This window comes from Photobacterium sp. HL06 (assembly GCF_059552575.1).
In genome coordinates, this window is the sequence record NZ_CM183915.1 from 1233959 (window position 1) to 1260149 (window position 26191).

Consider the following 26191-nt stretch of genomic DNA (forward strand, 5'->3'; position numbering starts at 1 on the left):
TGCTATATTACTCCTGATTCAAATTCGCCCAGTGACTGTGCATAACACGTTCTAACTCGAGCCCTACTCGCTGAATCGCATCCTGAGCTGTCGACAAGGTTTTCTTGCCACCTTCAAACTCAGCCGCCGTCAGATCAAATACCGTACTGTAGGTATCAGCACAGGTTTCAAACGCGCGGCTACGGGGTACTGTCGCCATCATGACTTGATCGCGCAGTAAATAGTTCATTTCGGTCAGTACCGATACCTGCTTTTTGTTATCGTCTTCAAACATCGTCGGCATCAGGCGTATAAATTCTAGACCATGCCACTGCTCGGGAAACATTTCGTAAACCGTAGGCAGATGCTGGAAAAAATTAACCGTTGATGCCCAGTCAAGACGCTTTGCCGCACACGGGATAATAAGCGCGTTCGAGGCATACATAGCATTCCAAACCAAGGGATCGATATGCGGCCCTGTATCAATCATTATCATATCGAATTCATCGGCTATCGGATCGATCATGCGCTCTTTCAATAAGCGGACAATATCCAAATCTTGATTGACCGCCAGGTCTTGCCACGCATCGGCGTTAAACATGGCATCTTCCGGGAAGGCGGCTATCGTCTTCAGGTTCGGATACTGGGTTGGCATCACAACATTGTCCATCAGGAAATCTTTATCCATTTCCTGGCCTTCGGGCACATTGCCCAACATCACATCGACAGCAGAATAAATCGTTTCCTGATCACCGACACTGATCTGCGGATTTAGAAATAAACGCAGCGATCCCTGTGGATCAAGGTCAATAAGACAAATGCGGTAGCGCTTATCAAGATCTAGCGCCAGACAGGCTGCAAGATGGACCGCCGTCATCGATTTGCCCGTGCCACCTTTTTGGTTTTGTACATTGACGATCCATGGCTTGCGGCCCGCACCTTCTCGCTCGTGAAAAGCTGGCTTTTTAGCCGCATCCATCAACTGGTGGGCTTCTTCGAGCGTGATGGAATAGTGGTTAGCATTATTCTTGGTAAACTGATGACCTGTCGCTTCCATCCGTGAAATCGCATCGTCAAGCTTACGACGGGTAAGGCCAGATCGTGTTTCCATTAGCGCTTTCGACATTGGTGGAAAAAGCTCTTCACGACGTTCTTCTAATACGATTTCAATTCGGTCAGCCTGAACCTGTTTTGTTTGCTCAGCAATGTTGAGCAAATTTTGAATCGTCTGTTCCCTATTCATTATTCTCGTTCGCCATTATTAGTATTTGCCCATATTGTACAGCAACAAACAAGCCATACAATAAAAAGCTGAACAAACCAGTGTGATATTCATCTCAACTAAAAATAGGCAAAGATAGCAAAAAACATAATATTGGAACGAATACAAACGTAAATATTTGTTGGTAATCTACTTAGAATGACCATTTGGCAAAAGTGTTACAGCGTCACTATTTTACAATGTAAATTGCCAGTTAGCAGCCCCAACACCGGAAACGTATAAATGAACGCTCAATTTACGGCCAGTGTCATTTCAATTTGAAATTCTGATCTGCAACCTAGATAGTAATTTTTCCCATTTCACCATGAAAGTTATCGTTTTCAATAAAATCAGCGTGAAACAGGGGACTTGAATGGGATCCGCGAAGGAAATGTACAAGATTCAGCCAATCTGTCTTGATCATTGTTCCCGCTAATTAGCACCGATCTGAAACGATGATCAAGGAGAATTAGACTGTAAAACACCCCAGCCAAACAAAATTGATCGCATTGCTAGATTCGGAACAATGATCAAGATGATGATCCCCATTGACCTTGCACGCTCTCCACCTCCGGAAGCATGACGATACACCGCTAAATTACGGTGAATGCAGGTTTCAACTGGGCTAATGGGTGATATTCCCTCGCAACGGAGCAATAGAACAGCCGTAATAGGACTAATTGGGTAAAAGTTGAAATACACAATAGGCCACTTGATCATTTTTCCGGGCTCGGACACATGATAATCAGATGGGTAATTACGGCGAATGGCATTTCAACTTTGCTCGGTTTTCAGCCATTCGAATTGCTAATGATAGGATCTAGAGTTGAAATGACGCGGCTATGATCATTTTTCCGGAGCTAAATTGGAGCGACAGTCTCTAAATAACAACTCACAAGTCACAATTACTGAATAACCCTGTGGATAACCTGTTTCAATTTCATGATCATTGTTTCAGAGAGCCAATGATCATTGTTGCGACACCATGATGATCATACTTCCATACCCTATTTGATCATCGTTTCAAGATGTGTATGATCAGCGTTCCGAACGAGCGTTGATCATCGTTCCATAACGGACAAAAATAAAACTATATATAATCAGTGACTTACAAACATTTTTCTGGCCGGATCATAAGATCACTATATCAATAAGATCATATTAAACATAAAGATCAGTATTTAAATAATTAAATAAAAAGAGCTTTCTTTCTTGATCTTTTTCTATTAATCTTTCCGGAAAGATGATGCTTCTACGGCTAATGACAAATGAAAGCCCCTGGTAACAACGATAATAAAACCGGCGAAAAGATTCTGATCCTAGCACCACGATCCCACAAAGACGGGCACTTGTTTTCCATTCCACCAGCACTTGTGGACTGGCTTCCGCAATACCAGCACTTCAAGGGTGTGACCAAAAGTATTATCGAATTACTTAACTTGATTTCACTTCGAGGCCTATCTAGCCAGGACGGAATGGTCTCCACCACTGAACTCGTAGAAGCAACCGAAGGCCAGCTAACCCGCGCCGCTATTCAGCAACGCCTGCGGGCTGCTGTGAGCATTGGTTTATTCAACCAGCAACCAGTCCGGTTTGAAGAAGGCCTAGCTGGTAAGACTATGCTGCATCATTTCATCAATCCGGCCTTGCTGATCTCCCAGCTAGGGACGGGAAGCCTACATTCAGAGCAAACCAAGGCTAAGGAAAAACAAAAACGTTCCAAGGCACTGGCACAAAACCATGTTAACCGTCGCCTGCTGAACGAATACGGCCTCGGTACACCGCCAATGATGCCTGATGAGGCGGATCAAATTGTGGTATCGCCAACCAGCTGGGCCGGGATCATTGATCAAGCGTTGGCACCGCCACGAACCAAGAAAAGTTACCAGAAATCGATGGTCGCTATCAGCGGTACCAAGGCGATTATTGAGACACGATCATCAAAGTCGATCATGACGGTTGATGATCTGATGACCTTATTTGCCCTGTTCACACTGACGGTTCAATATCACGATCATCACTTGCCGGACTACGAGATCCAATCGAGAAATATGGGGAACAAAACCCCGATCTATATCACTGATATCCTGGCGCTGCGGGGCAAAAAAGACAGTGGCCCGGCGCGTGACTCTATCCGCGAAAGTATTGATCGTATTGAATTTACTGACTTCCAGTTGCACGAACTTACTGGTCGCTGGCTAAGTGAAAACATGCCTGAAGGGTTTAAAAGTGATCGTTTCCGCTTCCTCGCCAGAACGATCACGGCTTCAGAAGAAGCGCCTCAGGAAGGGGATGATGGCGAGATCAGGATCAAGCCCAACTTATACATTCTGGTGTGGGAGCCGTCGTTCTTTGACGAGTTGCTGACCCGGGATTATTTTTTCCTGTTTCCACCCGAGATCCTTCGACAGCATACCTTGGTATTTCAGCTGTATACGTTCTTCCGGAGCCGAATGTCACGCCGGATCAATGATTCTATGCTGCTCAGTGAGCTGAACCAGAAGCTAGCGCGCAACATTGAATGGCGACGTTTTTCATCTGATCTGATCCGCGAGCTGCGCAAGTTGGCAGAAGATAAGATCACCGATCATGTGTTCGCCGTCAACTTATGGGGCTACCATTTAACGATCACCCCGGAAGATCAGGACAAGCGCTATTGTGATTATCAGATCGATATCAAGTGTGATGCCGATGAAGTGATCCGTTATTCCCGCGCGAAAACGACCAATGAAGGCAAGCGTTCTATGGCACCGACAATGCCAAATCCACTGCGCAATGAAATAATGCCCAAGCAGGAGCTTGATCAGCTTTCCGAGATCATCGATGGTGAATTTGAGCCGATCCAGCGTAAAGAGGGGCGAAGCAGAGGTCGGCTGGGGCGTCGGGTTAAACTCAGGAAGCATTTGGTGGAGATCAATGCCGATGAGCTGACCATTACTCTGTCTAAGTATACCTCTCCAGAGGCGCTGCAACGCAGTATAACGGCTTTATCGGCAATGACAGGTCATTCAGCTACTTCTATCACAGAAGAGTGTCACAGCCTTCTAGAGAAGCTTGATTGGCTGCGTGTCGGTGGCGAGGCGATGACTTACGATACCTTGAGCAAAACCATCGAGCTCTACAACAGCCAGCAGGAAGAGAGCCACCTTTCCATTGAAAAGTTGATCTCGGGGCTTGCCGTACGCCGTAAGGTTTGTAAGTTTGTACAAGATGGCCACATGAATGAACAGGTCATGAAGGCTCTGGATGATATGGCGCGCGGGGTCTGATTTATCGCAGCTCGCTGCATGGACGATATTTACACTGTAAATTAAATCACCGATTTGGGCGCTAACTATACGCCTGAAAAGCCGGGAAAGATTCGTATCTTTCCCGGCTTTTTTGATCGTGCTGTATTGGCAAATAGCGTTGCTACCTACAAGGCACATTCTTGGGATCAGTAGCAAAGTAGATTTTTGGCCGTTGCGATAAAGGATGGAGGAGGGTAGTTTTAAGCGGTAACTCTCTGTTTAGCTAGTATTGAAGGACTCATCATGTCATCAACGGGAAGGATCAGCTGCGGTATTGGGCTTATCTTGCTGACTCTCACCAGCTCGTATGCACCGCGGGTACAGGCGCAGACGGCTGTTAGCGGCGAAAGAGATAAAATAGGCCTGGTACTCAGTGGCGGAGGTGCAAAAGGTGCCGCCCATATCGGGGTGCTTGCCGTGCTGGAAGAGAACCGCATTCCGGTTGATGTCATTACCGGAACCAGTATGGGGGCATATGTCGGTGGCATGTATGCGATGGGGCTATCGTCAGAGGAAGTCAAGAACCGTACTTTGGCTGCCGACTGGCAAGGTGGCTATGAAGACCGAGCCAGCCGCAATGATTTGATCCTCAGGCGTAAAAAACAAAATGATGATTATCAGATTTATGCCGATATTGGCTTGGATCTTAATGGTGAGTTTCAGGGTCGACAGGGGGCTTTCCAGGGGCAGGGAATGGCTGTCCTGCTACGTTCGCTGACTAGCAATTTGCCTGAGATGGCCAGTTTTGATGACTTGGCCATTCCCTATCGTGCGGTGGCGACAGATATTGCCAAGGTTCAGCCTGTGGTGATTGACAGCGGCCACCTTGCTACCGCGATGCAGGCATCAATGACGGTACCGGGGGCATTAAAGCCGGTTAACTGGCACCAGCATCTGTTGGTCGATGGTGGCGTGGTAAACAATATGCCGGTTGATGTGGCCCACCAGCTGGGGGCCGATGTGATTATTGCGGTTGATTTACGTGACGCCCTATTTGGGGAAGCCGAACTCGACAGTGCACTGAATATTGTTGCCCAGCTAACTACCTTCATGACCAACACCAGTGCGGACCAGCAAAAAGCACTGATGAAGCCGGATGATGTGTACCTCCTGCCCGAGGTCTCGTTTATGCTCGCCCCGGATTTTGACAAGATGGAGCAGGCTTATATCGCTGGAAGAAAAGTGGCCCTGGAGGCGTTGCCTGAATTGCGCCGTTACCAGCTGTCTGTGGAAGCGTATCAGGCTTATCAGAAGCGCAAGCATGATCGCCGGAGTCAGGTGATTGCCAGCCCTGCCTACTATATCGACCGGATAGAGCTGGAGAACAATACTCTGCGTTCGGATCAGGCCTTGATTGCCTTGCTTGATTTGGAAATCGGGCGGGTGGTATCGAATGAGGAGCTCGAACAAGCGGTCAACCAGCTCAATGCCCAAGATATCTTTGCCCGTATCACTTATCAGATCAAACAGAAGGATGATGAAAATATCCTGGCTCTCAAGATTGATGAGAAATCCTGGGGACCGGGTTACCTGAATTTCAAGTTTGCCTTTGAAGATGACTTTGCCAATCGCTCGGATTTCTCGTTTGGTGCCCAGTATATTTATACCGACTTGACTGACAAGGGGGGGGAATGGCAGTTCGAGTGGTTGCTCGGCAGCTGGAAGCAGATTAATACCGAGCTGTATTTCCCGCTTGACTACAAGAAACAGTCTTTCACCGCGTTGGGGGTTGGCTGGAGTCGGGAGAACCGAGAATTCAACTTGTCGGATGATCAGAGGGAACAAATTGGCCGCGTCGACTCAGGTACCATCAATGCGGAATACCTGCAGGCGACAGCATTTGCTGAAGTCGGCTGGAATATCCAGCCATGGAGTGCCTTCGCGCTTGGCTATCGTTTGATTGATGGTGAAGCGAATGAAATAGATGGCAATGATCAGCAGGATTATACCTCCCACGGGCCCTACGTATCATGGGCTTATGACGATCTGGATAACTTTTACTTTCCGACGGAAGGGATATTGTTTGAACTTGAGGTCGGGCTTGGAATGAGCCGGAGCAAAATCAACCAAGATGCCCGGCTTAAGGACGATACTATCTATTATGATGCCGAGCTGACCGTACCGTTTAATTACCAGCGTCATACCTTGCTTGGGCTCCTCAAGCTAGGCGGATCTGAGTCGGATGAGCTGATCCCTATCTATGTTCAGGATCTCGGCGGCTTGTTCAACCTTTCTGGTTTTCACCGTTATGAGCTGAATGGGCGCTACCGTACCTTTGGCGGGCTGATTTATCGCTACCGCTTGCTGGACAATAATTTCGGTGCTTTTTCAGCGCCAGTGTATGTCGGTGGTTCGCTTGAGCGGGGCGGGGTATGGAATGACAGCAGCGATATTAGCTTCGATAGCAGCATAGGGGCGGCCAGCTTGTTTCTTGGTGTGGACTCGCCGGTAGGCCCGTTGTATTTCGCCTACGGTAAGGCTGAGGCCGGAGAGAATTCATTCTATCTGTCAGTCGGTAGCCCGTTAAATTAACTAAATGAATATTCTGACATTTTGCTGACATTCAATTCGACAGTACGGTCAAAATAGCTATCGATATAACCTTTGTCCCTTTCGAAGGGGGATGGAAGGTTCTTGCATGGATGTCAGGAGTTTTCCCATCTTGCTACCCTGTCGAAAAGTAATATATGAGTTTTTTGCGAGCCAATCACCGGCTCGCTTTTTTTTTGCCTGCTCATATGGCAATTTTCTTTGTGAGCCAACTTGCAAATTTGCCAATAAAAACATTGCGATCAGCCTGTTTTAACCGTTTTCTAGTGTCACCCTTCCTCTGTTGCTCCCCCTAAACCATGACTAAGTTCAAGGATCTGCCGTTTGAGTGCAACCGATGTTTCATTGTGGAACGGATTGGCGAATACAAGCGTCTCAATTTGAAACAAAATAGGTTAAATAACATCTCTTTCCCCGCCGGAATACCATCGGTCTTAACGCTACCCCATGCAGAACAATAAGGATATAACGATGAAAAAGATGATTAACCAAGTTGATAACGTGGTTAGAGAGCAGCTTCAAGGTGTTGCCCTGGCGCATCCTGAACTCGACGTGAGCCTGGATCCTATGTATATCGTCCGCAGTGAGCGCAAGGCTGCCAAGGTCGCCCTTGTTTCTGGTGGTGGTAGCGGCCACGAGCCGATGCATGGCGGTTTTGTGGGCAAGGGTATGTTAGACGGAGCCTGCCCGGGGGAAATGTTTACGTCACCAACCCCTGATCAAATGTATGAGTGTGGCCAGAAAGTGCACTCTGGCGAAGGTGTCCTGTTCCTCATTAAAAACTACACCGGTGATGTGCTGAATTTTGAAACGGCTGTAGAGCTCCTTCATGCTGAGGGCGTCAAAGTACAGGCGACATTGATTGATGATGATGTTGCGGTCAAAGACAGCCTCTATACCGCTGGCCGTCGTGGTGTCGCAACAACAGTATTGGCCGAGAAAATTCTGGGTGCTGCTGCAGAGGAAGGCTATGACCTGGATAGAATCAGCGAGCTGGCAAAACACATCGCCAACCGTGGCCGATCGTTGGGTGTCGCACTTTCTGCCTGCACCGTTCCGGCTGCAGGCAAGCCGAGCTTTGAGCTCAGTGATGACGAAATTGAGTTTGGGGTTGGGATCCACGGTGAGCCAGGTATTGAGCGCAGGGCCTTTACCGGTGGGGATGCTATCACCACAGACATGATGAGTGAGATCTTAGATAACCAGCCCTATGAGCGCGTTGTCCGTCGCTGGAACAACGATAGCGGTGAATGGCTGGATGAGTCCTGGATCACCGAACCACTTGAGTCTGGCGATAAGGTTATTGTGCTGGTGAATAACCTCGGCGCCACCCCACAGTCCGAGCTGTATATGGTTTACCGCAAAGTGGCAGAGATCCTCAAGCCACTTGGGATCACTATCGAGCGCAACCTTATTGGTAGCTACTGCACTTCCTTGGATATGCAGGGTATTTCGATCACTGTGCTGAAAGTTGATGATGAGATGCTATCGCTATACGACATGCCGGTTAATACCCCTGCAATGCGCTGGGGCTGCTAATCGCCAAGGAGAACTATGATGACAATAACGAAACAGCAAATTGTTCAGTGGCTGGAGCAATCAGCCGAGGTATTTAACGCCGAGCAAGACTTTTTAACCGAGCTGGATCGGGAAATTGGCGATGCGGATCATGGCCTCAACATGAACCGTGGCTTTCAGAAAGTCAAAGAGAAGCTTCCTAGTGTAGCTGACAAAGATATTGGCACCATCTTGAAGACCACAGGGATGACCTTGCTTTCGAGCATTGGCGGTGCCAGTGGACCGTTGTACGGCACCTTTTTTATCCGCAATGCTACCAGTGTGATGTCCAAAGAAGAGCTGAGTTTGGCCGAGCTGACCAAAATGCTCCAGGACGGTGTGGATGGGATTGTGCAGCGCGGCAAAGCTGAAGTGGGCGACAAAACCATGGTTGATACCTGGAGCGGTATTATTGCCTGCCTGAAGCAGAACCAGGAAGCGACCATGTACGAGGCCCTTGACAGTGCTGTTGTTGAAGCGGAAAGGGCTATGAAAGATACCATTCCGATGCAGGCGAAAAAAGGGCGTGCCAGTTACCTTGGTGAGCGCTCTATCGGGCATCAGGATCCCGGTGCGACATCCGCCTTCCTGCTCTTTTCTGCACTGCGGAGTGCTTCCGCGCAATAAACGTGTTTGGTTTGCTGTTTGAGGTGGCGCGACGCCACCTCCGTTAAGGTTTGAATATGGTCAGTATTGTCATTGTTTCTCATAGCCCGGATTTGGCGAAAGGTGTTCATGCCTTGACCGCCCAGATGACCCAGGGGAAAGTGAGTATTGCCGTCGCGGCAGGAGTGGACGATCCCGATAACCCAATTGGTACTGATGCCATTGCGGTGATGATGGCGATTGAAGAGGTATATTCCCCACTGGGGGTGTTAGTGCTGGTGGATATGGGCAGTGCGATCCTCAGTACCGATACGGCGCTGGAACTGCTCGATAGCGAGCAAGCCGCCAATGTACATGTTTGTGCAGCACCGCTTATTGAAGGTGCAATGTCTGCAAGTGTTGCTGCCGCGGCGGGCATGTCCTTAGAGCAGGTGGTCAATGAAGCCCACAGTGCGTTGCTGGCAAAATACAAACTGCTGGATCAAAGCGCCAAGCTCCCTGGTACTGCTGGTTTACAGATAGACCAACAACCGGAGCTGGCAGACAGTGAAAATGATATTGAATTCGAGTGGCTGGTAAAAAATCCCCATGGTATTCACGCCCGGCCAGCCTCTACGATAGTGGGGGCTATCAGCCCATTTGATGCTGAGGTGTGGTTGGACTGCCATGGCTCGCGAGTCAGTGCGAGGAGCATCAACAGCATTGCGCTATTGGGCGTAAAACAGGGGGATCGCTTAACGTGTATTGCCAGCGGTAGAGAGGCGCAACAGGCACTGGCGGCATTTTCCCAGCTTGCCGAGAGCCATTTCAACGAATCTATCAACGATGAAAACGCGAAAGCCCCTAGTGCTCCTCGCCAGCAATCAATACACCAGGATGGTCGCCTGAGTGCGATCGGCGCATCTGAAGGCATTGCGATCGCGCCAATCCGGCACTACCGGGCCACAATGCCCAAAGCCCGGGAAGGCGATTTTCTGGGCTATGAGCGGGAATGGGCGATCTTTTCCGAGGCCTGTGAAGCCGCCCAGCAGGCGCTTGCCGAGCTGGCGGAGCAAACAGCAACTACTGGCGCAACATCGGAAAGTGGGATTTTTACGGCGCACCGCCAGATACTGGCCGATCCTGAGCTGGTAGAGAAGGTTCAGCAACGACTCGAACAGGCCATCAATGCGGAACTGGCCTGGACCCAGGTCATTGAGCTAACGGCACAAGCCTACAAAGACTCGCCAAGTGAATACATGCAGGCGCGAGCCCATGATGTTTACGATGTTGGCTGCCGGGTGATGGGATTGCTTAGCGGTGAAACCAAGCAAGGTATTGTATTGACCGAACCGGTTATTTTGGTTGCGGCAGATCTTTCGCCGTCAGATACCGCGCAGCTTGATCCTGCATTGGTCCGGGGTATTATCCTCGAGCAGGGCGGGAGCACATCACACTCTGCCATCCTTGCCCGTTCACTCGGTATTCCGGCTGTGGTTGGACTTAGCGCCATCATGTCACTCAGCCAGGCAGGAAAAATGGCAATGATGGATGGCGGTAGCGGCGAGGTTTGGTTAGATCCGACAGCACACCAGCTCGACGATGCTTATCGGCGGCTTGATGAGCAAACACAGCAAAAGAAGCGAGACTTGGCGCTGGCGATGGAAAAAGCTAAAACCCAAGATGGCAAGGCGGTGGATGTTTTTGCCAACCTTGCCTGCCTTGAAGACGCAGAGCAGGCCCTTAGCCATGGCGCTGAAGGGGTTGGATTGGTTCGAAGTGAATTTCTGTTTATGGAGAGCGAGCAGGCTCCATCCGAGCAGAGCCAGTATGAATTCTATAGCCAGATTGCAGCGGCGTTCGGTGATAAGCCGGTGATCATCCGCACCCTGGATATCGGCGGTGATAAGCCTTTGCCTTATCTGCAGCAAGGGCAGGAAGACAACCCGTTCTTGGGCTGCCGTGGCTTGCGTTTGTGCCTGCAAAATGTCGAGGTGTTCAAGCTGCAGCTCAATGCGTTGCTGCGTGCCCGGGCTGAGCATCCTAACCTGCAAGTGATGTTCCCGATGGTGTCTACCCTTGAGGAGCTGAACCAGGCCAAGTACCTGCTCAATAGCTGTTATGAAGCCCTGCAACATTGCGATATTCCGGCAGTGGTACCAGAGGTCGGCATTATGATTGAAGTGCCTGCTGCTGTCGCCAATGCCAGGTTGTTGGCAAAAGAAGTCAGCTTTTTCAGTATTGGCACCAACGATCTTACCCAGTATGTCATGGCAGCAGACAGGGGCAACGATACGGTTTCCTATCTGGTTTCTGCTGCCCAGCCTGCGGTATTGCGGATGATCGAACAGGCTGCACAGGCTGCCCACCAAGCTGGGATCACCATCGGGATCTGTGGCGAGATGGCTGGCGATCCCAAGCTAACGGCGACGCTTGTCGGGATGGGGATTGATGAACTGAGCATGAGCCCGGTCAGAATTGCCGCGGTTAAGCAGGCGGTTCGGGCAACACATAGCCAGCAAGCTAAGCACACCGCCACAGAGGTGCTGGATGCCGGAACATTGAAACAGGTAATGGCATTGTTGTAAGCCTGGGTTGTAAGTCATGCATCGGGGGAAGGCGTATTGGTTATTTGTAACCGCCGACCTCGATACCGTAGTTTTTCAACTTGCGCCACAAGGTTGTGCGGCTTACCTGCAGATCTTCGCACATTTTGCTGATGGTTCCGCGACAATGTACGGCAGAGCGAATGATCGTGCTTTTTTCGGCATCGGCCAGACAGTTAGAACGATGCGTCTGGTCGCCAGCTGTTACAGGCTCTGTGGTGGAGATAATGTTCTCGGGGAGATCGCTGTCCCGGATGATATCTCCTTGGGCAAAGTTTGCCGCGCGTTCGATAACATTGCGAAGCTCCCTGTGATTGCCAGGCCAGCGATAGCGCATCAACAGTGACATGGCTTGCTGGCTGATGCTAAGCGGCATCTTTTTTTCAGCTATCAAATGAGTGAGCTTTCGCTTTGCCAGGATTGGGACATCTTCCAGGCGATCGCGAAGCGGCGATACTGGAATATTAAAGGTTTGCAGCTCAAGTAGCAGCTGCCCGCGGAAATGTTTTTCTGCGACATACCGCTCTAAGTCGATATTAGAGGTGGCAATGATCCGCACATCTACCGAGACAATATTGCCATTCATGCGGTTGAGCAACCCTGTTTTTAGCAGGTGAAGCAAGGCCGCCTGTACCTCGGAGGACAGGCATTCTACCTGGTCGAGAAATAAGGTGCCGCCATGGGCCAGTTCGAACTTTGATGGAGAGGCTTTGTCTCCGTCCAGGGCGGAGCCCAAAAACTCGGTGGCCATGAGCTCTTTGGGGATCGCCTGGCAGTTAATCGCGATAAAAGGCTGGCCATGCCTGTCACTGGCGTTATGGATTGCCTGGGCAAGATGGCTCTTTCCTAGCCCGTCTTCTCCGCGGAGAAGGACTGGCCCCCGCCCTTTTGCGGCATGGCGGGCCTGGCGGATCACGCGGTGCATCGCATCCGAGCTCCCGGCGATATCATCAAATGTGAGCCTCGCCCGGTTGCCGGCATGCTGATGGACTAAATCACGGATATGCTTGAGCGGATAGAGCAGGGCAATATAGCAATGGGTATCGTTTTGGTCATTTCTGACAATCTTGAGCGATATTACCAGGGACGTTAGCCTCCCCCTGCTCTCTATCGTCGTCTCGATCATATCGAGCTCTTTGCCGTGTTTGATGGCCTGGTTGACAGGCTGGGGCAGAGTTAGCACAGTGCCGATTTCCTTACCCAGCTCGCTGGAGGTCAACCCCAGGAGATCACAACCTTTTTGGTTCAGGTAGTGGATCTTTCCATTGGGGTACCAGGCCAGTACGCCTTCCTCAACCCCTTCAAGCAGCACATGTACTTCTGATAAGTGCTGGTTAGACTCCGTGAGCATGCTTTCGGCCCGCATTTGGCTGGCAATATCTCGGGCTGCAGAGTGGATTAAGCCCAGAGCAGAGACACTCGCTTCTTTTGCTGGCAGCACAAGGGCGATGCACCCTTGTGCCGAGCCGTTACCGTCGAAAATAGGGGCGGCATAAATGGCAAAACCGTGCAGTGCTTGTTTAAAGTGTTCGAAGCCTGCTGTTTTGGTCGCTTTAGCCAAATGCATTGCACTGGAAATTGCGTTATTGCCGATAAAGCCTTCCCGCCAATACATTCCTTCCTGGATACCGAGTGCCTGTAATTTCTCCTGCATATCAGGAGCTGCACACAAATAAAGGGTGCAACCCGTCTCATCGCAAATGAAGAAAGCACAGCTGTCATTTTCCAGGTACTCATAAATATCTTCGATAGCCGGTACGGCGACATTCAAAAACGGTGCTTTGCTTTTTTGTATGGAAGTAAATGTGACCCCTTTGGCCCGGTGAGGCATTGACCAGTGATCGTGACGCTGCTGGCGACGGCACCGCTCCCAAACCTGCTGCAAGTGAGGGTCAATATCAGGGAGCTCTGCTTCTAATGAGGGCAGGGAAACAAAGCGGTGCCAAATCTCTTTGGTCAATGTAGGGCGAGAGCGCATAGGAAATATAACGATTTGTTCAATTCTAGGGGCATTGTAGCGTTTTGGCTGGCAAAAGAATGATGCCCGGATTGGAAAATCAGGTTTAGGAAAAGCTCAAAAAGTGACGCATTTACTCACTGCCGAATCATGGGATATCAGCCAGTTATCGCCGCACTATACTTAAAAAATAACTATCTTCTAAGTTGGAGTGTGTTGGCGCAGGCACTCTATTTATCAGGCAGGGATCATGAAAATAACCTTAATTATCGGCTTTGTTTTGTTGGCCAGCCTGGCGGCTGGGGTGTGGTACAAAGAGCAGGGCCGTAGCCAGAGTCCCTCGTTTTCCCGCGGTGGCACCCCGAGTGTCGTGGTTACTGTCGTGAGCAGGCAAAATGTCCGGCGAGAGGTTGAGGCGCTCGGTACCATAAAGTCCCGCGAGTCGGTGGTATTGTCGGCAAAGGTAACCGAAAAAGTCGAGCTGGTACATTTTAAGGATGGTCAGCAAGTCCGTGCCGGCGATTTGCTGGTGACTCTGAGATCTGGCGAGCAGAAGGCCAAGGTACGGGCCGCCAAGGCTAACTTGCAAGAGCATCAGCGGGAATACAAACGGATTGAAGGGCTGGTCAAGCGTAATACAATAGCTAGCTCCGAGCTCGATAAGCTGTATACCGACATTGAAATAGCCCGTGCCGTATTGGCGCAGAACCAGGCTGAGCTGGACGCCCGGTTTATCCAGGCACCGTTTGCCGGTGTACTGGGATTTCGCCAGATCAGTCCCGGGGCGCTGCTAACGCCGGGCACGGTGATCACTACACTCGATGATCTTGCCAAAGTGAAACTGGATTTTACCATCCCGGAGCAGTTTATCGGCCAGCTCAGGCTCGGTTCGGTCATTGAAGGGGGGGTTGCTGCCTTTCCTGAACAGCCGTTTGCCGGGATTGTGACAGGAATAGACAGTCGGGTAAATCCGCTCACACGGGCGATTGTCGTCCGGGCTGAGATCAACAACCCCAAGCTATTGCTACGCCCCGGCATGCTGATGACCCTACGGTTGATTGTTGAACAGCGGCAAGGGCTGGTGGTGCCGGAGGAGGCCCTGGTACCACGCCAGCGGAATAACTTCCTGTTTGTTGTTAACAATGACAATGTGGTTGAGCAGCGCCAGGTCGACGTTGGCTTCCGCAGCCGGGGAACGGCAGAAATTCTCAGTGGCGTGACAGAAGGTGAGCAGATCATTACCCGGGGGATCCAGCGGGTGAGGCCCGGTCAGACTGTCGAGACCCGTTCGGGTGAGCGTTTTAGCTATCAGGAGGCGGGCTGATGTTACTGACAGATATTTCGGTCAAACGGCCGGTGTTTGGCTCGGTGATCAGTCTGTTGCTGATCACTTTTGGCCTGGTGGCCTATGAGAAGTTGCCGCTGCGCGAATACCCCAATATTGATCCGCCTATCGTGACGGTGTCCACCAGCTATCGGGGGGCCTCGGCGGCGATCGTCGAAACCAGTATTACCCAGTTGGTGGAAGATCGGATCTCCGGTCTGGAGGGGATCCGCAATATCAGCTCGCGAAGTCGCGATGGCCGCTCGACGGTGACGTTGGAGTTTGGGATCGGCCGCGATATCGATGCTGCCGCCAATGATGTCCGGGATCGGATCTCCGGGATCTTGAATAATTTGCCTGACGAGGCCGAGCCGCCGGAGGTACAGAAAGCGGCCGGCAGTTCGGAAGTGATCATGTGGCTGAATTTGGTCTCTGACCGGATGGGGACGCTGGAGCTGACGGACTATGCCCGGCGCTATCTGGTTGATCGTTTCTCGGTGATTGACGGGGTCGCCAATATTCGTATCGGCGGCGGCAAGGAATATGCTCTGCGGATCTGGATAGACCGCCAGAAGCTGGCGGCCCGGGGGCTGACCGTGACCGATATTGAAGATGCCTTGCGGGCGGATAACGTCGAGCTGCCAGCCGGTTCGATTGAATCGCAGAGCCGGCAGTTTTCTATTCGTACCCAGCGCAGTTTTGTCGCACCGGAGGACTTTGCCCGGCTGGTGGTCGGGGTCGGGAGTGATGGTTATTTGATCCGCCTGGGCGATGTTGCCCGGGTGGCGCTGGCGGCCGAAGAAGAGCGCATAACCTTCCGTGGCAATACCCAGGACATGATAGGCCTGGGGATCAATCGCCAGTCAACCGCCAATACGTTGCAGGTCGCCAAGGCCGTCAACGCCCTGGTCGATCAGCTGAATCCGACGTTGCCGGAAGGTATGGAGATCAAGCGCTCCTATGACTCCTCGGTGTTTATTCAGGCTTCCATTAATGAGGTGTATAAGACCTTGTTGATTGCGCTGCTGTTGGTAGTGCTGGTGATTTACCTGTTTCTCGGCAGTGTGCGCGCGATGCTGATCCCGGCGCTGACCTTACCCGTCTCCCTGATTGGTAGCTTTACGGTGCTGTACGCCCTTGGCTTTACTATTAACCTACTGACTCTGCTGGCATTGATCCTGGCCATTGGCATTGTGGTCGATGATGCCATCGTGATGCTGGAGAACATCCACCGCCGGATAGAGTTGGGGGAACCTCCCTTGAAGGCGGCCTTTCTTGGTGCCCGCCAGGTCAGTTTTGCAATTGTGGCTACCACGGTGGTGTTGGTGTCGGTCTTTTTGCCGATTGGCTTTTTAGAAGGGGATTTGGGCAAGCTGTTTCGCGAGTTCTCGATTGCTATCAGTACCGCGGTGATCTTATCGTCACTGGTTGCCCTGACGCTAAGCCCGATGATGGGGTCGAAAATCATGCGCCGGGTCGAATATGAGCCCTGGCTGGTACAAAAAGTTGGTCATATTTTGGCTTCGGTAACGCGCTTTTATCGCCTGTCGCTCGATAGCTGGCTCAAGCGGCCCTATTTAGTTGCCGGGATCATGGTGCTTGCGTTGGCGGGCAGTGGCTGGCTAGCGAGCCGGATCCCGTCGGAATTTGTGCCACGGGAAGATAGGGGAGCGATGTTCATTATTATTAACGGCCCGCAGGGAGCCAGCTATGAATTTATGCAGCCCTATATGAATGAAATCGAACATCGGCTAATGCCATTAGTCGAGTCGGGAGAGATCAAGCGTTTGCTGGTGCGTGCGCCGCGTGGCTGGGGGCGGATTGAGGACTTTTCCAACGGTTTTGCCATCGTGGTGTTGGAAGACTGGGCACAAAGGCGCAGCGCTTCAGCGATCATCGGGGATATTCATAGTAGGTTGTCTGATTTGGCCGGGGTCAGGGCGTTTCCGGTGATGCGGCAGCCGTTCGGACGAGGGGTCGGCAAGCCTGTGCAGTTTGTGTTGGGGGGCGGCAGTTATGAAGAACTTGCGCAGTGGCGGGATATTTTGCTAGACGAAGCTGCGGCCAATCAAAGGCTGGCCAGCGTTGACCATGACTATAAGGAAACCAAGCCTCAGCTTAGGGTTCAGATCGACCGCGACAGGGCTGGCGATCTTGGGGTGTCGCTGCGCGATATCGGGCAGACCCTGGAGTCAATGCTTGGCTCGAGGCTGGTTACGACCTACAAATGGCGCGGCGAAGAGTACGATGTGGTAATTGAAGGCCAGCGGGATAGGCAAAATACCGCTGCCGATCTCAGCAACTTGTATGTACGCTCAGATCGCAGTGATGAGCTGATCCCGCTATCAAGCCTGATCACCGTGACAGAGTTCGCGAGCGCGCCGCAACTAAACCGCTATAACCGGGTACGGGCCATCACCATAGAAGCAAACCTGGCAGACGACTATACCCTGGGAGAAGGACTGAATTATTTGAATGAGCTGGTCAGGCAGCACCTGCCTGCCGATGCGGTAGTGAACTATAAAGGAGCCTCGCAAGACTACCAGGACTCCAGTACCTCGGTACTGTTTGTGTTTGTCTTGGCATTGGTGGTGGTTTTCCTGGTATTGGCGGCGCAGTTTGAAAGCTATATTCATCCGTTGGTGATCATGCTGACGGTACCGCTGGCAACATTCGGGGCGCTAATGGGGCTGTATTTCACCGATCAGAGTTTAAATATCTACTCGCAGATAGGGATCATTATGCTGGTGGGCCTGGCGGCGAAAAACGGGATTTTGATTGTCGAGTTTGCCAACCAGCTACGGGATCAGGGGATCCGGTTTGAACAGGCGATAGTGGATGCGGCGGCGGCTCGGCTACGACCGATCCTGATGACGGCCATTACCACGGCGGCCGGGGCTGTGCCCTTGATTATGGCTAGCGGTGCGGGGGCGGAAACCCGGTTGGTGATTGGGATTGTGGTATTAACCGGGATATTGGTTGCGACCTTTTTTACCTTGCTGGTGATCCCCGTTGTGTATAGCCTGCTGGCCCGTCATACCAATAGTCCTGAGTTTGTAGCTCGCGAACTGGAGCAGCAGCTGGCAGAGGACAATACTGTAGAATTTAAGAAAACCGGCTAGGCTGCCTGGTGATTGGCAAAGCCTGTATCCGTTCTCCAGAGATCTGATCCTGCTGCCTCGAGGTGGCTGGCTTGCTGGGGACGGGGGTTACACGGTAAGCCTAATAGTAAAATATCAATGCAGTGGTTGAATTCGCTGAAGCCCATTGGTTTTTGATAAGAGCTTTTTTGGTGAGCGGTGTTAGACGCTTTGCTTTGTACAATGTTTAATGTGCGCATATTGCTATCCACAGCCTTAGGTAGCGATGAGTGACAAACATAATATGGGCACATTATCGAAAGTGAATATGACATCTAGATGTCGCAATGATGAGAGATTTGTCACATTGCACTTTGTTGTTATCTAATATAACCAACCATTTATAGTGACTGGGTAGTTCTCGTCTGATGTGGTTATATAGTTTGCTTTACAAACCTAATCGGCAATAAGCCATCCTCGTTCCAGAGCAGTATCTATTTGTTCGCAAACATAACACCATAGTTCTGGAGCCGCTTCGGCCAGGTACTGGTTACGCTTGAGTACCTGCTGCCTGGAGACGTTATTCCCAACCCAGCTGCCGCCGTGGTTGGCCATGTTTTGCAGTAGCGGCAGTACTCTGTCCATCGCTTTGGCAAAGCGGGCATCGGCGGTGTCTGCTTGCTCGAACTCTAGCCATAGGGCTTTCATCGCTTGAAACTGGTGTTGCGGTAATAATCCAAATAGCCGTTGTGCCGCCTTGAGCTCTTTATCTGGTTGGCCGTCCAACTCGTGTTGCTCGGCAAAGGCAAAAGTATCGCCGGCGTCAATTTCGACAATATCATGGATCAAGAGCATGCTGACGACACGGTTGATATCAACCGTTTCTGCTGTATACGGCTGCAGTACCTGGGCCATCATGGCGATGTGCCAGCTGTGCTCGGCACTGTTTTCACGCCGGTTGTTGTCGGTTTTGACTAAAGCCCGTCGGTAGACGGCCTTGAGTTTGTCTAGTTCGAGAATGAAGGCAAGTTGTTGATTTAATTCTTCCATTATTTTCACCAATTCATAACGGCTAGCTTTCATCGGCTGCCTGGACAGTAATACACCTAGTGGCTTTTAACGGACGTCATTGGTTTCGCCATAGGCAGCTGTTTTGATGGGCGAACTTTATATTGTTTTTGTTTGACTGATAATCCTAGTAAAGAGAAACTAATTGTTGAGTTAAAGTTGACAGTTGGATGCTATGGATACCTTTTCTGCAATTCCCATTTTTGTTGCTGTTGTTGAGTGTGGCAGTTTCTCGCAGGCTGGCGAAAGGATGGGGGTATCGAAATCAGCCATCAGTAAACGGATTGGCCAACTGGAAGAGGCTGTTGGCGTGCGGCTATTGCACCGGACGACGAGGCGCCTAAGCCTGACCGAGGCTGGCGAGCGTTACTATGACTATGCGCGTAATGCCTTGAGAGTAGCCAATGAGGGGCTTGATGCTATCAGCGAGCTGCAGGGCTCTCCTCAGGGAAAGCTGAGGGTCAATGCCCCGATGGCATTTGGCCGCTTGCATCTTGCGCCGCTAGTTCCTAAGTTCCTGGTCGAAAACCCTAATATCAGCATCGATATGATGATGGATGATAAAGTGGTCGATATGGTGGAGGGAAGTTTTGATGTGGCGATCCGGATTGGTAAGCTGCCTGATTCGAGCCTGATCGCGCGCCGCCTTGCACCTTGCCACAGTGTGCTGTGCGCCTCATCTGACTATATTGCCAAGTTTGGCGCGCCCGAAACCCCAGCAGATCTGCTCAATCATAATTGCTTGTTTTATTCCTACTTCCAGGCGGGGACAGAGTGGACGTTTCATGGCCCTGACGGGACAGTCAAGGTATTGCCGCAAGGCAATTATCAGGTCAACAACAGTGAAGTGCTCTATGAGGCTCTGCTGGCTGGGCTTGGGATATGCCAGATGCCGACATTTATTGTCGGCCCGGCATTGGCATCAGGAAAACTGGTTCCCCTAATGCCGGAGTATTCGCTGCCTTTGCACTCTATCTATGCCGTATTTTCTGAGCGTAAGTACCTTCCCGCCAAAGTGCGGGTTTTTCTCGAGTTTCTTAAGACCAGTTACGGGGAAGATAGGCCATATTGGGATGAGGCTGTCTAGCTGAGCTGTACGTTACTTTTCTTTATGTATACATCGTCGGATTGCGGATTAACCTTGCCTTGCGGCTGGCTACGCTTGTTATGGACACGTAGCCAGCTGATTGCCAGCGCATAAAAAGGATCACTCATCTTTGAGGGTGAAGCCAACTTTTATGGTTACCTGCCAGTGGTCGACATGTCCATTTTCGATATTGCCTCGAATATCACAGACTTCGAACCACCGCATGTTGCTTATACTGTTGTCGGCCTTGCTAAGCGCTGAGTTGACCGCATCTTCCACGCTTTTCGGAGATGAGCCGACCAGCTCTATTAGTTTGTATATATGGTCAGACATATCTTACCCTTTTTGAAATGTTTGCAATTATGAGCGTCAAATCGTTTGTAAAGCTGTAAGTAAAACCGTAGTGGTGAAGTGGTTGTTGGTCAACCGAATGGCCTGAATGCTCAAACCTGTCGGGTGTACGAGGCGTGCATTACTGCGGGCATTAGCCACAAATTAGCTGATGATCTTCATAAACTCTGCCTCGGTGGCGTAATCATGTTTTTCGGCCCGGTCGAGAAAAACGATCCCGTTGAGGTGATCCAGCTCGTGCTGGAAGATCCGGGCAATGAATCCTTCCATATTGGCTTTAACCTCATGGCCGTCGAGGGTGGTATAGCGTACCTCAATCTTTTTATGGCGGCTCACTTTTGCCCGCATACCGGGAATGCTCAGGCAACCCTCCCAGTCTTTCTCGGTTTCTTTGCTTGACCAGGTAAGCTCGGGATTGAGCATCAGGGTAGGCTCCATTTGCGGCGCATTGGGATAGCGCGGATTGGGGCTGGAGGCAACGATAAAAGCACGGATCGACTCGCTGACTTGCGGCGCGGCAATACCGACACCATTGTGTTCAAGCATCTTTTTCTCTAGTGAGGCAAAGAAAGGGGCGCACTCCTTGAACTGGCTTGGGGTCAGCGGGGCGGCCAGCTGGCGCAAGATAGGATTGCCGAGCTGGGCGATTTCGAGGCGGTGGGTTACAGACATAACTGGGGCTCCTGGCGCAAGTACCTTTGCTTTAAGCGTACGCATAAATTCGCGAGTTAGGAATGGTATCAGCGCCAGAATCCCTGATATTTTCTTCAGCGCCAATTAAGCAATTTTGTTCAAGTTTTCTTTCGTTCAGTTTTCTATATTGTGGGAGAATCGATGCCGAACGAGGCGGAAAATTTCTTTGGAGATATCGCGTGAAGCAAGAAAATCATTTTCAATTTGTCGGAAGCGCGCACCTGGATAGGGTGACGGTGCTTAATGCAAATATGAGTGACTTTTCGTGACGGGCTCGTGATGCAGCTGCTCAATCCCAAAGCATTGCTGGCAACACTGCCGATAGCGACAATCCAGTTTCCGGCTGCAGGTATTAGCGGGATAAGTGCGGTTGGCTGGTCGTTTGTGTTGACGGTGCTCGCCTTTGGGGCGCCGGGCAGTTATTCCGTCGTCGGCACCTTGGTCGGAAGACGTATTGAGGATCCCGAGTACTTCAAAATCTTTAATATCCTGATGTCAGGCTTACTAGTCTATGTGGCAGTGAGCATTGGGTATGAGCACGCTTATCAGCCTTTGTTTTTTGGTTGAGACGGGTAGCTGCGAAGAGGGATACTTCTTGGTTGGTTTTCATTATCATACCTAGTTTGCTATATATGCATAAAATCGCTTTTGTGTAAGAGGAGGCAGCAAGGTAATGAAGATGCGTATTTGGTTAGCCGTGACGATTTCGCTGTGCGCTTTGACCGTACTGGCCGATGAGCGCGAGCTGGGCGAGATCTTTATTGATAAAGCCGCCTCTGAGCAAGCGGTTGAGTTTATCGGCGGTGGTAACAGGCCGGTCAACAATACGATGGTCGACAAGGATAGTATCTATCAAGATAGGGACCGGACGGATCCGACTGAATTCGGTGCGGGGTTGAAATATAACGCTACCGATGATTTTAGCATTTCGGTCGAAGCGGGGGGCGAGGTGATCAACAATGAGGCCCTTGAGGTTGATAGCGGCGCGGTGGTGTTTGAGCTGAGCTACTAATGTAGATTAGTTTGGATTTGAGGTATTAGGTTTGATTTCAGAATCGCAGTAGATCTGGGATTGGCATGAGATCATTGCATGGCTTGATATGGTGAATGGTCGCTGCCACATAACTATCTAAAACCTTTCATTAAATACAACAAAGCCGGCGCAGAGACCGGCTTTGTATCGTATGGCTAAGGTTATGGCGTATTTTTTCCGTTATCCTCGTGGGGGATCGGCTCGCTGTTTATATTTGCTTTAGCGCTTCTTCGATAGCGGCATCGAGCTGACGGTCCTGGCCTACCGCGATATCTGATGGGGAGTTAAATACCTTAACGTCGGGTTGCAGTTCTAGGTTTTCATATAGCTTTCCATCGACAGTGCGCAGTGGTTGGTAGGGGAACATATACCCAATACCTTTATAGACTTGAGACTCAACACCCATCACCGTGGTGCCTGTACCCGGTACGGGTTCGCCCACAATCGGGCCGACGTTAAGATCTTTGTAGTATTGGCTAAAGGCTGAAGCTTCTGAGTACGATGCTGAGTTTGCGATTACAACAGAAGGTTTTAGCCAGCTACGACGGCTTGCATCTGATGCAGGTTTGCCGACATGAGGCACAATATCGGCCACTTTTCGCGCGGTTAAGAATTCAATTAACGTATCAGCCAGGAAGCCGCCGCCATTGAAGCGAACATCAACGATAAGTACTTCGGCATTTCTCAATCGGCCCAGCGCCTCTGAACGCAGGTGTAAAAAGGCGGCGTTGCTCATGTCGGGTAAATACACATAACCGACTTTGCCATTGGTTTTCTGCGTGACATAGTTTCGACGCGCGATCTCCCAGCGCTTTAGGAGCAGTGAGTAAGCATCGTAACCATCAATAGGCGTGATACGTTGATACCAAGTGTTGTCATTGTTGCGTTGTAATGTCAGCTCAACAGGCTCTGTGGCCTTGTTATTTAAAACAATAGCAAGATCGGCCAGGGTTTGGACCGGCGTGTTGTTGACGGCAATAACACGATCACCTTGCTGGATCACGTAGGCTTCATTATCTGCTGGGCCGCCCGGTAGAATGCCGTTGATGATCAAGCCGTCTGTCTGGTTGTGATTGTTGGTACCAGGCTGTGAAGGAGAAGGGGCTTTGTGCTGGTTGAAGATCAACCCAAGATCTGCTGTTGCATCTTCTCGCATTGCCAAATCTGGATCAGCGAACGCACCTGTGTGGGAGGCATTCAGCTCGCCACTGAGTTCTTTTAGCAGATCCGCAAAATCGCGGTTGTTATTGATATGCGGCAGAAAGCGTTGATAGTTGCTGCTATAGAAAGCCCAATCGACACTCCCCATGTTAGGTCGATAATACAGATCTTGCGTTTGCCTCACAAACTGCTGGTAGGCTGCCAGTCGTCTCGGCTCTTCTTGGTAATCAACCGGTAGCTCGATAGGTAAACTGGTTGAGTCACCTGTTGCAATATCAATTTCGGTCACTTCACCTTCTGATAAAAGGTAGGCATAGCTTTGGTCTGCCGCAATATAGGTCGCTGTTGCCATGGGCAGGTCGCTAAAGACAGGATAGGATTCCTCGGTTCTCAGGTTATAAACAAAGCCTCGTGTGGTTTCCTCGCCAGAGGGGGAGGCAACCAAGTCGATCACCAGCAGCTCATCGCCCAGTAAGTGTGTTTCCAGTACCACTGTAGAGAAAGGTAGGTGGAAAGCGTCACGGTATTCGATGTTCCTTGCCGAGAATGGATAGCTTTCGACCTCTTCGGGCAGCTTACTATCATCCTTGAAATTTTTCATCGCAGTGCTATTGGTAAAAATACCCGTGACAGTTTCGTCCCAGTCTTCACCATCTGCGGTTTTCAGGCCATATTTAGAGGTTGTCCAGGTGAGTATGCGGTTGTCCTGGCTCCACTTGGGTTTGCCGTTGTAGAAACCGCTTTGAGACACATTCACTGCCGGTTTTTTACCCTCGGCATCGACAACGTATATCTGCTCAACATAGGGGCGGGGAGAAAGGTGCACGGCCAGTTGGGTCGAATCGGGTGACCACACAAATTCCAAGCGGTTTGACTCACTTACCATGTCTGGGGCGATCAGCTCTTTGCCGGTGCTTGGCCGTGTGTTGGTATCCACATTGCCTGCTTTGGCATCGTGATCTGTTGATAGCAGCGAGGGGCCAGTGCTAAGCCAGGATGACACGGGTGTATTGGCATCGTAGGCATCAAGCTCAACCACATGCAGAGCACGGCCATCCACAACAAAGGCAAGTTTGAGCCCGTCTGGTGAATATACCGGTTGCGAGATATCGTGATCCGGCAGCACCAAGAAAGGCTGCTCATTGATCACGGGGGCATTGGACAGCATCTCTTCCTCGCTGACAGAGCTGGCAATGTATAACCCCCAACGTCCATTTCGCATTGCAGAGTACATCACGCCATACCCATCCGGGGTGAACGTCATCTGCTTTTCTTCAGTGGCAGAGTGGGTAATTTTCCTAACTTTGCTGCTACGCACATTCATCGCATAGATGTCGCCATAGCTACTAAATAACAGCTCGTCGGCATCAAAAGCAGAAGGCATAAAGCGTGTTGCGCTATCGCTGTGGAAGAACTGGCTCTGCTTGACTGCAAAACTGTTGATATTGATATCCAGTTTTTTCGGCGTCGTCTGGCCTTTTTCTAAACGGTATAATTCACCGTTATAGGAAAAGGCCAAATCGTCATTTTCAGACACTGACAGGTGGCGTATTGGATGGTCGGTCAGTGAAGTGATTTGCGTTTCTTTGTTGGTGCCCAGATCATAAAACCAGACATTGAAATTGCCACTGCGTTCGCTCAAAAAATAAAAGCCCGTATTGTCGCGGCTCCAGAGCGGGCGTTGTGCGGCGATTTTATTTTCTGTCAGTTGTTGGTGCTGCCCTGTTGCGGCATCAAATAGCCAAATGTTCGGTACGGCAAAAGAGGTTTGATGCTTCCTGAACGGCTGATCTTTATGCGGCGAGTTATAGAGTAGCTGTGTTTTGGCTCCGTTCCATACCGCATTTTTGGCCGGTATCGGCAATAAGGCATGTGCCGCTTTTTCCTTTATATCTACACTGTAGAGTTGGTTTCCTTCGCTGCCAAACGAATAGGCTGGCAGGCTGTAAAAATCCTGTTGCTTAGTGGTCAAGCGGGTGGTATTGAAAAGAACCGTATCACCGCTGTCGGCAAAGGCGGTTGGAACATCGGCAGCAGAATGGTAGGTGAGGCGGGTCAATTGTCCCGTTTCTAATGAAACCATGAATACATCATCGTTGCCATAAGGGTTGGCAGCAAAAGCCAGCGTTGTGTTGTCAGGAGACCAAACCAAGGCATGTGGGTAAAACTCACCATTGGTAATCGCACGTGCTTGTCCACCATCACTTGATACCAGGTAAATGCGGCTCTGATAGGTAAATGCGAGCTGTTTGCCGTCTGGTGATAAGGCGGTATTGCGTAACCATAGCGGCTTCTCATTATGTCGCCCTGAGTCTATTTGGGTGTTACCAGCAACTGCCGGAGAAAGCGAACTGATAATAAGTGCGGCCAGGAGTGAACAGCGTGTGAAAGGTCTCATGACATAATCCTTGTTTGTCGTTATAAGAAAGTACAAGCCACGATCATGTTGTATTGTTTTTTAATGAACGTCGTTCATATATAGCACGAATGCAGGGCGGTTCAATATATGTTTTGCGTATGTTTTTGTCATAAGGCTTTGTAAAACTTGGTATTAACAAAAACTGAAACAAGGCTCAATAAACAACAACGAATGGAAGTGTCGTTATTGC

At 50.5% G+C, this 26191-nt stretch carries 18 protein-coding genes; 10 read left to right on the forward strand and 8 right to left on the reverse strand.

What is annotated here, in order from left to right; all coding sequences use genetic code 11:
* Positions 1-7: 7 nt before the first annotated feature.
* Positions 8-1222, reverse strand: a complete 1215-nt coding sequence (locus AC51G0_RS23675) for an AAA family ATPase (protein ID WP_496304110.1) — start codon at positions 1220-1222, stop codon at positions 8-10.
* Positions 1223-2508: 1286 nt separating this feature from the next.
* Here AC51G0_RS23675 and AC51G0_RS23680 point away from each other — a divergent pair.
* The 5 genes from AC51G0_RS23680 to ptsP all read left to right on the forward strand — a co-directional run bounded on the left by AC51G0_RS23680 (position 2509) and on the right by ptsP (position 11810).
* Complete coding sequence (locus AC51G0_RS23680) at positions 2509-4509, forward strand: replication initiator protein RctB domain-containing protein (protein ID WP_496304111.1); 2001 nt, start codon at positions 2509-2511, stop codon at positions 4507-4509.
* 264 nt (positions 4510-4773) lie between these two features.
* On the forward strand, positions 4774-7062 hold the full coding sequence (locus AC51G0_RS23685) for a patatin-like phospholipase family protein (RefSeq protein WP_496304112.1): 2289 nt from the start codon (positions 4774-4776) through the stop codon (positions 7060-7062).
* Positions 7063-7551: 489 nt separating this feature from the next.
* On the forward strand, positions 7552-8619 hold the full coding sequence (gene dhaK / locus AC51G0_RS23690; RefSeq protein ID WP_496304113.1) for a dihydroxyacetone kinase subunit DhaK: 1068 nt from the start codon (positions 7552-7554) through the stop codon (positions 8617-8619).
* An 18-nt stretch (positions 8620-8637) separates the two neighbouring features.
* Positions 8638-9264, forward strand: coding sequence for a dihydroxyacetone kinase subunit DhaL (gene dhaL / locus AC51G0_RS23695; RefSeq protein ID WP_496304189.1), 627 nt, complete (start codon positions 8638-8640; stop codon positions 9262-9264).
* Between the two features lie 56 nt (positions 9265-9320).
* Positions 9321-11810, forward strand: a complete 2490-nt coding sequence (gene ptsP, locus AC51G0_RS23700; protein WP_496304114.1) for a phosphoenolpyruvate--protein phosphotransferase — start codon at positions 9321-9323, stop codon at positions 11808-11810.
* Between the two features lie 40 nt (positions 11811-11850).
* Here ptsP and dhaR read toward each other — a convergent pair whose 3' ends face one another.
* Positions 11851-13806 (reverse strand): dihydroxyacetone kinase operon transcriptional regulator DhaR, encoded by a 1956-nt coding sequence (gene dhaR / locus AC51G0_RS23705; protein ID WP_496304115.1) that lies wholly within the window; start codon positions 13804-13806, stop codon positions 11851-11853.
* A gap of 229 nt (positions 13807-14035) precedes the next feature.
* Here dhaR and AC51G0_RS23710 point away from each other — a divergent pair, with 229 nt between their 5' ends.
* On the forward strand, positions 14036-15109 hold the full coding sequence (locus tag AC51G0_RS23710) for an efflux RND transporter periplasmic adaptor subunit (RefSeq protein ID WP_496304116.1): 1074 nt from the start codon (positions 14036-14038) through the stop codon (positions 15107-15109).
* Positions 15109-18231: an efflux RND transporter permease subunit gene (locus AC51G0_RS23715; protein WP_496304117.1), complete on the forward strand. Its 3123-nt coding sequence runs from the start codon at positions 15109-15111 to the stop codon at positions 18229-18231. The genes AC51G0_RS23710 and AC51G0_RS23715 overlap by 1 nt, the downstream gene beginning before the upstream one ends.
* Here AC51G0_RS23715 and AC51G0_RS23720 read toward each other — a convergent pair.
* Entirely contained in the window at positions 18228-18449 is a 222-nt protein-coding gene (locus AC51G0_RS23720; protein ID WP_496304118.1) for a hypothetical protein, read from the reverse strand. The genes AC51G0_RS23715 and AC51G0_RS23720 overlap by 4 nt on opposite strands.
* A 196-nt stretch (positions 18450-18645) precedes the next feature.
* Positions 18646-19239, reverse strand: coding sequence for an HD domain-containing protein (locus AC51G0_RS23725; protein ID WP_496304119.1), 594 nt, complete (start codon positions 19237-19239; stop codon positions 18646-18648).
* A 193-nt stretch (positions 19240-19432) separates the two neighbouring features.
* Here AC51G0_RS23725 and AC51G0_RS23730 point away from each other — a divergent pair, with 193 nt between their 5' ends.
* Positions 19433-20344, forward strand: coding sequence for a LysR family transcriptional regulator (locus AC51G0_RS23730; protein ID WP_496304120.1), 912 nt, complete (start codon positions 19433-19435; stop codon positions 20342-20344).
* Here the strand turns inward: AC51G0_RS23730 and AC51G0_RS23735 are convergent.
* The 3 genes from AC51G0_RS23735 to def all read right to left on the reverse strand — a co-directional run bounded on the left by AC51G0_RS23735 (position 20341) and on the right by def (position 21367).
* The gene (locus AC51G0_RS23735) at positions 20341-20472 is read right to left on the reverse strand and encodes a hypothetical protein (protein WP_496304121.1); all 132 of its coding nucleotides are present in this window, start codon (positions 20470-20472) and stop codon (positions 20341-20343) included. The two genes, AC51G0_RS23730 and AC51G0_RS23735, sit on opposite strands and share 4 nt — an antisense overlap.
* Positions 20465-20677 (reverse strand): dodecin, encoded by a 213-nt coding sequence (locus AC51G0_RS23740; protein ID WP_496304122.1) that lies wholly within the window; start codon positions 20675-20677, stop codon positions 20465-20467. The genes AC51G0_RS23735 and AC51G0_RS23740 overlap by 8 nt, the downstream gene beginning before the upstream one ends.
* 162 nt (positions 20678-20839) lie before the next feature.
* Entirely contained in the window at positions 20840-21367 is a 528-nt protein-coding gene (def, locus tag AC51G0_RS23745) for a peptide deformylase (RefSeq protein WP_496304123.1), read from the reverse strand.
* A 276-nt stretch (positions 21368-21643) separates the two neighbouring features.
* On the opposite strand from def, the gene AC51G0_RS23750 reads away from it, so the two are divergent.
* Both AC51G0_RS23750 and AC51G0_RS23755 read left to right on the forward strand, forming a co-directional pair.
* Positions 21644-21955: a hypothetical protein gene (locus AC51G0_RS23750; protein ID WP_496304124.1), complete on the forward strand. Its 312-nt coding sequence runs from the start codon at positions 21644-21646 to the stop codon at positions 21953-21955.
* Positions 21956-22067: 112 nt separating this feature from the next.
* A complete protein-coding gene (locus AC51G0_RS23755) occupies positions 22068-22400 on the forward strand; it encodes a hypothetical protein (protein WP_496304125.1) in 333 nt (110 codons plus the stop codon).
* Positions 22401-22629: 229 nt separating this feature from the next.
* Here the strand turns inward: AC51G0_RS23755 and AC51G0_RS23760 are convergent, their stop codons facing one another.
* On the reverse strand, positions 22630-25980 hold the full coding sequence (locus tag AC51G0_RS23760; protein ID WP_496304126.1) for a S41 family peptidase: 3351 nt from the start codon (positions 25978-25980) through the stop codon (positions 22630-22632).
* Between the last annotated feature and the right edge of the window lie 211 nt (positions 25981-26191).

Coding starts and splice junctions, on each gene's coding strand:
- dhaL (WP_496304189.1), top strand. CDS start 8,638: ATGACAATAACGAAACAGCAAATTGTTCAGTGGCTGGAGCAATCAGCC.
- AC51G0_RS23725 (WP_496304119.1), bottom strand. CDS start 19,239: ATGGAAGAATTAAATCAACAACTTGCCTTCATTCTCGAACTAGACAAA.
- AC51G0_RS23685 (WP_496304112.1), top strand. CDS start 4,774: ATGTCATCAACGGGAAGGATCAGCTGCGGTATTGGGCTTATCTTGCTG.
- def (WP_496304123.1), bottom strand. CDS start 21,367: ATGTCTGTAACCCACCGCCTCGAAATCGCCCAGCTCGGCAATCCTATC.
- dhaK (WP_496304113.1), top strand. CDS start 7,552: ATGAAAAAGATGATTAACCAAGTTGATAACGTGGTTAGAGAGCAGCTT.
- ptsP (WP_496304114.1), top strand. CDS start 9,321: ATGGTCAGTATTGTCATTGTTTCTCATAGCCCGGATTTGGCGAAAGGT.
- AC51G0_RS23715 (WP_496304117.1), top strand. CDS start 15,109: ATGTTACTGACAGATATTTCGGTCAAACGGCCGGTGTTTGGCTCGGTG.
- AC51G0_RS23720 (WP_496304118.1), bottom strand. CDS start 18,449: ATGCGCACATTAAACATTGTACAAAGCAAAGCGTCTAACACCGCTCAC.
- AC51G0_RS23680 (WP_496304111.1), top strand. CDS start 2,509: ATGAAAGCCCCTGGTAACAACGATAATAAAACCGGCGAAAAGATTCTG.
- AC51G0_RS23735 (WP_496304121.1), bottom strand. CDS start 20,472: ATGAGTGATCCTTTTTATGCGCTGGCAATCAGCTGGCTACGTGTCCAT.
- AC51G0_RS23710 (WP_496304116.1), top strand. CDS start 14,036: ATGAAAATAACCTTAATTATCGGCTTTGTTTTGTTGGCCAGCCTGGCG.
- AC51G0_RS23730 (WP_496304120.1), top strand. CDS start 19,433: ATGGATACCTTTTCTGCAATTCCCATTTTTGTTGCTGTTGTTGAGTGT.
- AC51G0_RS23760 (WP_496304126.1), bottom strand. CDS start 25,980: ATGAGACCTTTCACACGCTGTTCACTCCTGGCCGCACTTATTATCAGT.
- AC51G0_RS23755 (WP_496304125.1), top strand. CDS start 22,068: ATGCGTATTTGGTTAGCCGTGACGATTTCGCTGTGCGCTTTGACCGTA.
- dhaR (WP_496304115.1), bottom strand. CDS start 13,806: ATGCGCTCTCGCCCTACATTGACCAAAGAGATTTGGCACCGCTTTGTT.
- AC51G0_RS23675 (WP_496304110.1), bottom strand. CDS start 1,222: ATGAATAGGGAACAGACGATTCAAAATTTGCTCAACATTGCTGAGCAA.
- AC51G0_RS23740 (WP_496304122.1), bottom strand. CDS start 20,677: ATGTCTGACCATATATACAAACTAATAGAGCTGGTCGGCTCATCTCCG.